The sequence below is a fragment of the Bacillus sp. PDNC022 genome (assembly GCF_016919285.1).
In the GTDB taxonomy this organism is placed as follows: Bacteria; Bacillota; Bacilli; order Bacillales; family Bacillaceae; genus Bacillus; species Bacillus safensis.
Window position 1 is genome coordinate 1,771,031 of the sequence record NZ_CP070345.1, and the last position, 12,522, is coordinate 1,783,552.

The 12,522-nt window shown below is 42.1% G+C and carries 5 protein-coding genes; 1 reads left to right on the plus strand and 4 read right to left on the minus strand.

The features are described from left to right. Positions 1-10: 10 nt before the first annotated feature. The 4 genes from JVX94_RS09285 to addB are packed head-to-tail and all read right to left on the minus strand — an operon-like array spanning position 11 to position 11,796. Positions 11-3,406, minus strand: a complete 3,396-nt coding sequence (locus JVX94_RS09285; protein WP_205185377.1) for an AAA family ATPase — start codon at positions 3,404-3,406, stop codon at positions 11-13. Beyond that, on the minus strand, positions 3,403-4,578 hold the full coding sequence (gene sbcD / locus JVX94_RS09290; RefSeq protein WP_205185379.1) for an exonuclease subunit SbcD: 1,176 nt from the start codon (positions 4,576-4,578) through the stop codon (positions 3,403-3,405). The genes JVX94_RS09285 and sbcD overlap by 4 nt, the downstream gene beginning before the upstream one ends. Positions 4,579-4,604: 26 nt before the next feature. Next, complete coding sequence (addA, locus tag JVX94_RS09295; RefSeq protein WP_205185382.1) at positions 4,605-8,309, minus strand: helicase-exonuclease AddAB subunit AddA; 3,705 nt, start codon at positions 8,307-8,309, stop codon at positions 4,605-4,607. Continuing rightward, on the minus strand, positions 8,287-11,796 hold the full coding sequence (gene addB, locus JVX94_RS09300) for a helicase-exonuclease AddAB subunit AddB (RefSeq protein ID WP_205185384.1): 3,510 nt from the start codon (positions 11,794-11,796) through the stop codon (positions 8,287-8,289). Before addB ends, addA begins: the two co-directional genes overlap by 23 nt. Before the next feature lie 153 nt (positions 11,797-11,949). Between addB and JVX94_RS09305 the strand changes: the two genes are divergently transcribed. Next, positions 11,950-12,396 (plus strand): ferritin-like domain-containing protein, encoded by a 447-nt coding sequence (locus tag JVX94_RS09305; protein WP_048238419.1) that lies wholly within the window; start codon positions 11,950-11,952, stop codon positions 12,394-12,396. Positions 12,397-12,522 lie beyond the last annotated feature (126 nt).

Sequence of the window (12,522 nt, forward strand, 5' to 3'; positions counted from 1 at the left end):
ACCTCAATATTCACATTAATTCCATTGAGACTGTTGTCCCTTTCCCGCTTGGATCTGCTGGATGGACAATCAGTTTTTTCGGCAGCCGCATTTTCAATTCTTCCACATGGCTAATGACACCAACAGCTAAGTTTTGGGATTGTAACTTCTCTAATGCGGTAATCACCGTATCAAGCAAGTCTTGATCAAGGGTACCGAAGCCTTCATCAAGGAAAAAGAATTGCAGCGGAAACTCACCTCTTAGCTGAATCTGCGCTGAAAGAGCTAATGCAAGCGCAAGCGACGTCAGGAAAGTTTCCCCGCCGGATAAGCTGGACACTGGACGTCTGACACCGCCATTCGCATCATCACGCATAACAAAACCGCCTTCTGAATCAACCTCAATCGCATACCTTTGTCTTGTCAAAATACCAAGACGGGCAGATGCATCACGACTGACACTTTCCAGCTGTTCTTCTGCTAAGAACTCAACAAATGTATTTCCTTTAAAAACGGTTTGCAGCTTATCGAGCCGATCAATTTCTTGCTGGAGCTCTGCCAAGCGTTCATGAATACTTGCAAAGCGCTGGTGATTTTCTTCTATTACGCGCAGATGTTCATATGCAGATCCGCTCATCACTGTTGCTTCTTCCAATGCCTTTTCTGCCGCTTCTTTTCTCAGTTGAATGTCAGTCCATTGCTTTTCATCTAGTGACTCATCTTTCAGCAGTTCAGAAATTCGCTTTAAGTTTGCGGCACATTGCTTTCTTTTATCCTCAAATTCGTCAATTTCTTGTTTAACCGATTGACGTACTCCCTGATTCATGAAAGCAGATTCAATCTCTTGAGGCTTATCAAAAGGAGAAGACTCCGATTCTTTAGCCCATGCTGCACTTGCTTCTTGTTTTCTTCGGTCAGCCTCTTGAAGCTGACGCTCACAGCTTGAAAAATGACTTTGTGCTTCACTAAACAGCTCCTGCGCGTGCTGTAATTGCTTGTACGATTGCTGTTCCATTTCATTGAGACGAGCAAGCGTGTGTTCAACCTCGATCAGTTCATCAGAAATAGAGACAGCTTTTAATGGATATCTCCCTAAATCTGTTTCATATTGATGAATGAGCTGCTGCTGGCTTTCCAGCTGATGCGCTAGTTTATCAAGTTCCTTCTCTACATCATATATGGCTGTTTGCAGCTGTTCTTTTGCCTGCTGCTTTTCTTCCAAAAATGAAATACTTTTCTCAATACGCTCTTTATAGCCTTCCGCTTGCTGGTCCTTTTCATCGATCTGCTTTTGCATCTCTTGTACTTGATGCAATGTAAAGCGCGGGAAGGTCTGTTCAAATTGAGACGTTTGCTCTGAAAGCTCAGATCGAAGCTCCTTGATCAGCCCACCTAATTCTGCGATACGCTGCTGTTCAAATGTCATTTGATCATTCATCTTGCTTATCTCTGCTGCTTGATCGTGTGTTTCATCCATTAAACGAGCTCGTTTACGTTCAACTTCTTGAATATCTTGTTTCAAGCCTTTCCATTCTTGCATGAGATACTGCAAGGACTCCGGATTTTGCACAGCTTCTACTGCTGCAGCAACTTCCGCACCAGGCGCTTTCTGAGATAAAAAGGCAAACTGCTTTACTAATTGATGGGCGTGCGTTTCCAATAGCTGCTTGGCGGCATACATGTCTCTTGTATATTCCTCTGCCTGCTTGAGCTCCTTGTCCATCCTTTGAATCACTTCATCAATTTGTGCCACAGTTTCTTCATGGTCATTGTTTTCCAATGCTTTTGGATCATGATGAATCGATCCACAAACAGGACATGGCTCACCATCTACGAGCTCTGCTGCTAATTCTTTTCTTAATTCTGCCGCCCTAACAGCGTCACGCTGTTTTAATTTTTCGAGTTTCTGACTTTGTTCTCTTTTACTCCATTCTGTAAAAGCGCGTTCGAATTCACATACATAGAAATAGAGCTGTTCAATCGCTTGAAACGATTGGTCTATTTTTTCATGATGGTCTTTTTGCTGTTTTTGAAGCTTTTCATATGCTGCTGCGGTCTGTAATGATCGCTTTTTGAGCTCCTCCATCTTTTGTTCTTCCTTGTGTATGCTCTGATGTATTCTTTGAACATTTTCGCTTAAACGCAAAGCATCCTGTACACTTTTCCGTTCTTTTACAGAGACTTGTAATTGCTCCAGCTCACGCTTCAGCTGTGTTTGTTTTGCCAGTGCACGTTCTAACAAAGATTGTAGATTGTCTGCTTCTTCTTTTTTTTGTAATAATTGCTGCGCTGTAGCATTTTTTTGCTGTTCGATTGCCGTCTTTTCCTGAAGAGCCGCCTTTTTTTTCCGTTCAATTTCCTTTAGCTGAATCAGCTGCTCTTTCTTTTGGAGAAGTTCTGGTTCGGTTTCTATTTTCTTTTGTCTGGCTTGCTCATAGTCCTGCGTCATTTGATCATAGATCGTTCGTTGATGCAGCAGCTGATTTTCTGCTTCCTGTTTTTCTTTTAATGCTTGAGAAAGCTGATTTTCAGCCTTTGTTAATGCATCCGCATACGGCTTTAATGCCTCTGCCTGCTCAGCGATATGAAGCTTGGCCTTTTTCTCTTCCATTGATGGTGTCAGTTGATTCAGATTGTTTAATTCCGTCTCATAAGCTTCTTGTTCCTTTTGATACTGCCAAATCGTTTGCGCCTTTGTAAAAGCAGTGAACGCTTCATCCCGCGCTTGTTTTTTCTCATGAAAAATAGCCTTTGCCTGCTCAGCCGCTTCCTTTGCCTTTGCCAGTGCCTCTGGGCCAGCTTCACCTAAACCATTCAGCTCAGCCAGCAGTTCGTTTTTTTGTCCATATTGATTCTGCGCCTTCGCGCGCAAACGTTTGACGAGCTGATCCCCATACTTCTCTAGGTTAAACAAACGCTGAAGCATTTGTCGTCTATCGGCTCCTTTTAGGGAAAGGAATTCTGCAAACTTCCCTTGAGGTAAGACAACCGCTCGCGTAAAATCATCGATGGTTAACCCGAGTAATTCTTCTATTTTACGATTAACCTCACTCGCTTTATCAGCAAGAACTGTCTGCGTATCACCAATTTCAATCAAACGGCATAGTGTCGTTCTGACTTTCATTTCATCTGCCCGCTTGAAAGCACGTTCGACTTTATAAGAGATGTGATGTTCCTTTTGTAAAGCGAACGTAAAGGAAACTGACAGCTTTTCTTCCGCTTGGTTCAAAATACCATGTGTATTATTTAGCGCACGTTCCACTTTGCCATAGAGTGCCAGGGTCATGGCGTCTAATATGGAAGACTTTCCGCTTCCTGTCGGTCCAAAAATGCCAAATACACCAGCATCACATAATGAGCTAAAGTCAATTGTTTGTTCTTCTCTGAAGCTATGAAGTCCTTTAATGGTTAGCGTAATCGGCTTCAAGTCGCTTCCTCCTCTTGCATTTCATTGGCGAGCTCTAAAAACAGCTTGACTGTTTTTTCATCAGGTAAACCGCCGCCTGTCTGGCGCTCATAAAATTTCACGAACCGCTCTTCGATTGAGAGCTTTTCGACTTGTTTTTGTTCTTCCATTTGCTGCAGTTCTTTAAATTTTGGTCTAATGTGGACAAACCCGCTATGCTGCTTTCGGAGCTGATGGATCTCTTCAATAGAGAGCTGATCAGTTAAATGAATCTCTAAATCAATCCATGCCTGAAGATCCCGTTTTTCATCCAGCCACTCGTGTACTTGGCTCAGTCCCTCAGTCGCCTTCCATTTCACAAGTGGTTTTCCGCTTGATAACAACACTTCTTTCCAGCTTGCTTTTTCATTAGGTTTTGCCTCTACAATCGTGACTGATTTGGCATATCCTGATTCAGAAAAGCTGTAAGCAAGAGGTGACCCGGAATAGCGGGCAATCGTTTTGGCACGTTTGATGGTTTGCGGGCGGTGCAAATGACCAAGAGCAACATAGCAGGCTGCTTCTGGCAGACTTTCAGCCGCAACGGTATATGCGCCGCCTACTTCAATCGGTCTTTCTGAATCTGTTTGACTTCCTCCTGCCACATAAATATGGCTCGTTGCGATATTGACTGTATCGGCTTGAAATTGAGCGCTCAGATGTTGGAATGCTTGATGTATTTTTAAATTGTAATGATCACGAAGCAATTTCTCTTCAAATGTTTCAGCCAGCACCTCGTTTAATCTCGCCTCAGACGGATAAGCAAGAGCTGCAATGGATAAACGTTCACTCGAAGAAGGAACATCGACGCGGATGATGTCATTTGTCGGATATCCAATTAAATGAATCCCCTGATCATTTGTTAAAGGGGATGCGGCGGATAAGCGATCCGGATTATCATGGTTGCCTGAGATGACCACGACCTGACGTTTTCCTTTATCAGATAAGGCGGATAGACTTTCATAAAAAAGCTGCTCTGCTCTAGCAGGCGGATTCACTGTATCAAAGGCGTCTCCAGCCATCACAATGACATCAATGTGTTCGTCTTTTACGATTTGATACAGCTCATCTAAAAACTGTGCTTGCTCATCAAGCCGGCTTCGGCCTTCAAGGGTTTTTCCTAAATGCCAATCCGCCGTATGCAGAATCCTCATGTGATTCACCTCTCATTCCGATACATTTATAAAGAAATTTCTAAATTCCCGTCAAAGAAATAAAGAATTTTCTCCTCTAATGTTCTGTTTGTTAAACGTTCTACTGCTTTTGCATATAACGCTATTTGAGTTTCATAGCGCTTTTTCAAAATAGGCGCAGCTGCTTCAAGGCCGCCTGTATATCTGCCTTGCACTCTATCGGTTTTATAATCTAGTAAATATAGCTTTCCGTCCGTTTCAAATAAACAGTCAATCATCCCTTGAATAAGGACAGGCTCTCCCTCTGCATCAATATGGCTGTATACCTCTTTAACTGGTAACACCATACTAAATGACACTTCTCGTTTCACCCAGTCCGCTTTTTGCAGCTTTTGACCAATAGAAGTAGAGAAGAAAGCTGTAATTCCTTCTTGATCAATTGACTGGACTTGTTCATTTGTTAGTAAGTCTCTCTGCTGTAAGGAATCAAGCAGCTGCTGTATACGTGAATCATCATAGAGCACATCAGAAGGAAGCGGAATATGCTGCATGACTGTGTGCATTGCGGTGCCTTGCTCTGCGGCAGTCAGTGCTTTTTTCTTCATGAAAGCCGGACGGTCATACAACGTTGTACGAGCTTTTCGAAGAGAAGAAGGAACACTGTACTCATCCTGTATTTCTTTCATTCTTTTTATCTCAGAAACAGACTGCTTTGTACCGACTTGTGAGGCCGCTAAATATGGGTATCTCCATGAAAGTCTCTCTGCTACTTTCTCATCAGCATCACCATATCCTTCAACAGGCAGACCGTCCATCAATGCTTGTACCACCTCATCTTGCTGCTTCTTTTCAAGTGACATATCTTCTTTTAGAAGATCAGAAGCTTGAGTAAATGAGATCGTGAATACTGATGGATGCGACAGAACGACATTACCTGTTTCTTCTAAAATAGATGACATCGCTTGGTGACGGATAAGAGCAGGACCAATAAAATCTAAGTATGTTTTCGATTGATAACGTTCAAAATCAGGGATCAGCCAGTCCTCTCCGGTTGCAGCATTTTGCCATTTGCTTAATGCTTTCACCTGATTTTTGACAGAGCCGACCAGAAATAATTTTTCCTTAGCCCTTGTGAGCGCCACATATAGAACTCTCAGCTCTTCAGATAATAGCTCTTTTCTCATCTTTTTTTTCATCGCCACAAGCGGTAATGTTGCATAACTAATTCTCAGCTCTGGATGAATATATTTGCTTCCAAATCCTAATTCTTTATCAAGCAAGTAGGACTGGTTTAAGTCCATCATATTAAAGTTCCTGCCGAGTCCTGCGGTAAAGACGATTGGAAATTCTAATCCTTTACTGCTGTGGATCGTCATCATGCGAACAACGTCCTCTGTTTCACTGAACGTTTTTGCCGCACCAAGATCATCTCCACGCTCCTGCATTCTTTCAATAAAGCGAAGAAAACGGAACAGCCCTCTAAAGGCAGCTTTTTCATACTGCTTCGCTCGATCATAAAGAGCACGGAGGTTCGCCTGTCTCTGCTTGCCTCCAGGCATCCCGCCAACGTAATCTAGATACTGCGTATCGCGGTATACTTCCCAAATCAATTCCGCTACTGAATGATTCATGGAGAAATCACGCCACTTACGCAGCAACCTGAAAAATTGTTCTAGTTTTTTGCATGTAGGGTGATCTGAATGAGTCACACTCATAAATGCTTTCACAGCATCATAATAAGTGCCTTTCTTATCACTCGTGCGGATCAGTGCCATTTCATTTTCGTCTAAATGAACAATTGGTGATCTTAATACAGCTGCAAGCGGGATATCCTGATATGGATTATCGATGACTTTTAACAGAGAAAGAATCACAGACACCTCTGTTGCTTCAAAATAACCAGAGGAAAGATTCGCATACACAGGAATCCCCTGCTTCTTCAATTCCTCCATCATTTGTGGGGCCCACGGCATGGAGCGAAGTAAAATCACAATGTCCCGATACTGCAAATTACGGGTCATTTGCTGTTTTGCATCGTACACTTGAAATGGCTGCTCTACCAATTCTCTTATTTTTTTAGCAATGACTCTCGCTTCAAGCTGTACGGTCTCTAGTTCTTCCCGCTCTTCGTCAGTTTCTGCTTCCTGTTGATCTAAATGAACAAGGAGCATTTCTGTCGTTGTATCTTTACTTTCTGGATAACTCGCTCCAAGCTTTAATTCAGCTTGTTCATCATATTCAATTTCTCCAACTGTTTCCCCCATCAGCTGTTTGAACAAAAAGTTCGTACTGTCTAACACATCTGAACGGCTGCGAAAGTTTTTATTTAAATCAATTCTCTTCCCTGTTTCTTTGCCATCTGGTTTAAATTGTTTATATTTGTTTAAAAAGAGCATGGGTTCAGCCAGTCTAAAACGATAAATAGACTGCTTTACATCACCAACCATAAACAGGTTGCCCTCTGCAGCATGTTCCCCTTTAGATACAAGCTTTAAAATCGTTTCTTGTACAAGGTTTGTATCTTGGTATTCATCAACGAGTACTTCTTCAAACTGCTGTTGATAGTACTTGGCCGCTTCTGTTTCGATCAAATTTCCTTCCGCGTCCTGCTCCGCTAAAATGCGTAAGCAATAATGCTCTAAATCCGAAAAGTCCACGATTGATTTTTCTTGCTTCGCTCTTTCGAATCGCTGTCCAAATTGGATGACAAGCTCCACAAGTGTTTCGACCACTGGCTTCATTTCAGCTAAGCTTTTCAAATGCTGGGCGGGACTTCGCATAAAGTATTCATCTTTGAGCTTTTCTAATTGTTTTTTTGCTTGATTGCGTGCATCTGTGGCTTTTTCTAACAGCACAGGGTCATATTCGTCCCCTTTACATATTTTGAGCCTTTTAAAATTAATGTTTGGCAAAAGCTCGTAAAGCTTCTCAAAATCATCTTGATGCCTGATCAATTCATTGACTTGCTCTAAATCATCTATAAAATTCTCTGCTCTCGGTGCTGGACCGCCCGGTTCTTTTGATAGAGCGAGAGCTCGTTCGAGCAGTTCCAGACAGCTTCGAAAAACGAGAGAAAGATCCTCTTTGATATATGGATAAAACGGTAATTGTTCTACTTTTGTTTGAGCATCTACATCATAAAGAGAAAGGAATGCCCTCATCCATTGCTCAGGTGAAGGGTGAGATCTGGAAAACTCATAAATTCTCTTCACAAGCCATTGCAAGTCTAAATCATGACGGTCAGAAGTATAACGATCAACCAGTTCAAAGAACGCTGGCTTTCCAGCCTTATATTCATCCTCAAACAGTTCATCTAACACTTCATCTCCTAATAATTCTCCTTCTGTTTGATCAGCCAAACGAAAGCCTGGATCAAGGTCAATCTCATAGTAAAAGGTACGCAGCACCTGTAAGCAAAAAGAGTGCAAGGTAGAAATATTGGCACGATTCATGAGTGACAGCTGTCTTCTCATATGAAGGGACCCAGGGTTCTTGGCTAATTCCTTTTCAAGTGCTTCTGTGATCCGATGTTTCATCTCTGCCGCAGATGCATTTGTGAAAGTCACAACGAGCAGACGATCCACATCAACTGGATCTTCAGGACGGGTCATTTTTCGAATCAGCCGTTCAACCAAAACAGCTGTTTTACCTGACCCTGCCGCCGCCGCAACAAGGATATCTTGTCCTTCTGAAACGATGGCTTCCCACTGGTCATCCGTCCAAGTACTGTTATTCGGTTTTGGTATTTGCATACTGATCCCCTTCTTTTTTGATCCGGTCTATCACGACATCATCCTTTTCAGATGAAAGCACTCTAAATTCATTATCCTCTATCGATTCATCAAATTGGCAAATAGACTTAAATGAACAAAAGCGGCATGGTGTTTGATCCTTCAATTTATATGGATTAATGGCTACCTCGCCATTTGTAATTCTTTCGCCTGCCTCTTCAAACGTGCGCCGAACATGCTGTGTGAGTATATGAAAATGATCTTCACTTAAAACAGCAGAGTCAGAACGGAAAGACCCATCCTTTTTCAAGCCGGCTTGAATGACTTGTGATCTTCCTGTTTCAAGCGTTTGATCCATTAGCTTTACCGCTTCTACATCTTCAAGCAATAGACCTTTCATTTTAAATTTCTTGAATATTTCTTGCTCAATTTCATCCTCTGCAAGCGGAATCGGTGCTTGAATGAGCGGATCATGAATATGGAAATATAAAATGCCAGCTGGTGTTGCTTCTACGCCGAGCCATTCCTTCGAATACGTAATGGTCAGGTCTAAGTAAGTGAGCATTTGCAAGGCCAGTCCATAATATACTTCTGCTAGATCAAGACCTTTCTCACTCGATTTGTAGTCGACGATTCTCAACAGCAGCCCTTTTGAACCTTCTGCTTTATCCACCCGGTCAATTCTTCCGACAAGCTCCATCGTGCAGCCATTTTTCAATTGAAAAGTAAACGGCGGCAAAGGTCCTTGACCGCCAAAGCCTAACTCAAGCCCAACGGGAGAAAATCCACTCACTTTTGCATGCTCACTTAAGATAGAAGAGACTCGAATCAAGATTTTCTGGAGCTTTTCTTTAATATAAGCATGCCGATTAGAGCTTAATAGAATTTCCTTTTGAAGACGCGGAGCAAGCTGTTCGATTGCATGTCTTGAATAAGTGACACAGTCTTCCTTCGTTAGGTTTTTCCAATCCTTTTTTTGTTCAACAAGCGTATCTGAAATATGCTTTAAAGCTGAGTGAAACAGCTGGCCGATATCAGGTGCTTCCAGTTTATAAAATTGCCGGTCTTTTAGTTTTAACCCGTGGGAAGCAAAGTGAGAAAACGCACACGCATTGAATTTCTCCATTCTTGAAACACTGCCTTGAATGTGATCACCGTAAAGTTCTTTTGTGACGTTCGGTTTTAAGCGCTTCGCTCGATTTGTAAAAAACAAACTCGACAAGATATTTTTCGAAACATCCCGATGAGATGACGTCATCAAATAATTATAGACACTCCACCATACACCACTGATGGGATATTGGTTGAGCCATTGTTGCAGCTGTGAGACGGTATAAGATAACGAGACATGCTCATTCGCTACAAATTTTAATTGCTCCTCGTCATCCAGCTGTTCCGGGTCTAACACATACAAAGCACGCTGATGATTCGGCATAAGTTCCTGACAATACTTGATAAGAGTCGAAGGCAATAGAGAGCGCCCCTCTTCATCTGACACCGAATAAGACAGATACAAATGATGGGATGGACTCGAAAGCGCTTGGTATATTAAAAATTGCTCATCTAGCAGCCGTTCCTTTCCTGTCTCTGCAAGCTCTGCTCCTGCTCGTTTTAACCATTCCCGGTCATCCTCAGACAAAACACTTTCGTCAGAAGGGCGTGCGGGAATAACGCCATCATTTACCCCAATGATAAACATGCACTTCACTTGATACATTCTCGATAAATCCATACTTCCGATAAATACTTGGTCGAGTGAAGGCGGAATTAAAGCGAATTTTAGAGAGGCGAGTCCTGTATCCATCATCTGTTGGAATAAAGGAAATGAGAGCTCCTCCTCACCGAGCATTTCAACAAATTCATCCATTAATTGAATGACAGCATCCCATACTTGTCCATGCTGCATGGCTTCAGCTAATCTACCTGCTTCCTCAGCCTCCAGCCTGGCCTTTTCAAGTTTTTCCGGCACTTGTATTTCCTCTAAAAAGACATAGACTGCCTCCACCATGTCTTTGACCTTTTGCGCTTTTTTCAGCCTTTTTTGCAACTGGAAAAGCGGGGGTGCGATCCATTCCTTTACATCATTCAGCATCTGTTCCATTTCAATTTCTTGATCTGTTTGTCCAAAATCCTCATCTAAGGATTGGAATCGTCTGTAATGGAAACGGGAACCGTTTGTCCAGCGTTCTCCTTTTACACCATAAGCAATACAGTAGTTTTCAAGCTGATCTGCCTGTTCTCTCGCTTTGTTTTTGGCAAGTTCGAGCGGAAATAAGAACTCTGTCTTCACGCAGCGAAACACGGCCTCATACCGCCAGTTTCCTTTTATGACATCCAAGCTCGAACGAATCAATTCAATGAGCGGATGATACTGCATCGATTCATTTCCATCAATAAAAAATGGAATATCATAATCTCGAAAAACCTCTTTTAACGTATCTTTATAGTCGTCTACATGCCGCGCTACAATCGAAATATCCCGCAGTCTGAGCCCTTCTTCTCTCACTAAATGAAGAATTTCTCTCGCTGCTCCCTCAATTTCAGCTCGTTTACTTGCACTTTTAGATACTGTGAGATGAGGGGTGACTTCCTGATATGGCTGCACCGGTCTCTGCTCATATTGGCGTTCTAAATAAGCAAGATCTGGCGTATGAAGATGACGGTTATTTCCCTCCAAAATGTTCTCAGAAATGGCCGCTCCGCACTCTCTTGCAAGCTGATAGAGCTGGAAATACGTTTTACCTGTCATACGAAATAAATCAAGTTCATTTGGCTGCTTATCATGATAGGAACGATCCACTGTGAACGCAGCAGTTATTTTCTCAGCATGCAGCAGAAGCTGTTCAATGACGAGAAGCTGCTGCGGTGTAAATTGATAAAAACCATCTATATAAATGTGTGCTCCTTTTATTTCTTCAGATAAAGGAATTTGCTGCGTGAGAAGCGTCAAATAGTCTTCGGAGTGCACATATTCATCTTGTAAATGCTGCTCCATCTGCTGATAAAGAACATGCAGATCATGCAATTTCTCAGCTGCCCGTCTTTCTTCCGTATACTCTGAATGCATGCTCGATAATGAAATTTTTTCAATATCCTCCGGCAGCATGCAGTATCTCTTGAACTCAGCCATCGTCTTTTCGATTTGCTCCACAAACCCCGGCTTATCGCTCGCTTTTTTGAATACCTTAAACTTTTCTTTCTCCTCTTCAATCACTTTTCTTAAAAGCATTTGAATTCCTGTGCTTGTCACAAATTGCCGGTTCGCTCCGCCAGTCTGCTGTAAAATAGACCAAGCAAGACGCGTGAAACTAAATACTTTGGCCCTGATCATCCCGCCAGCTTCAGACGTTTTTGCAAGCTCATATTCCATTAAGAATGTCATTTGATCCGGGACTAAAAAAATGATTGGCGGACCCAACGGATCATGCCGAAGCTGTTCTATGATTTCCTCTAAGATTGCAGTCGTTTTTCCACTCCCCGATCTGCCTGCTAAAAACTGAATCTCCACGCTCCACAACACCTTTCTTATGTACTCATATTCTAGCGAAAATAAAAGTAAATAGCTATTTTCCCCTTCTCCTCCCTAAAAAAGATATAGGCACCTTTCCTCACTCTTCTCATATCATAAACCATCATGAACTCAAAGGAGGCTGGCAATATCATGTATTACGGTTATTACGACTACTCGCCATATGACATGCGCCAAAACACAAGAATCATTTCAGACCTTGAAAAAGCAATCAATGGTGAATATTCTGCGATCCAATGTTACGAAAAACTTGCCCAAAGAGCAAAAACTCCTGAGGCAAAAAAAATCATTCAAGAAATACGCCAGGATGAAGTCAGACACTATCAACTATTTTCAAAGCTATATTATTCTCTAACAGGTAAAAACCACAAACCAAGCGTAACAGAACCTTGTCCAGATCAATTTAGAGAAGGGCTTCTTTTCGCATTTAAAGATGAACAAAAAACGGTCGATTTTTACTTAACGGTATCAGATTATGTCCGGGATCAAGGAACAAAAGAGCTGATGAAACGTATCGCTCAAGATGAACAGCAGCATGCTGTATGGTTTTTATATCTTTTAACGCACCATGTGTCTTAGATAGTCCTATTTTAATAGGAGATCGTATGTTCCGTCAAAAAATGAAATTGTCTTTTTATTCATTCAATCTATAAAATAAAGGACGATCCTCAGCAAACCTCTCATCTCTTTCACTTTTTCAAACGT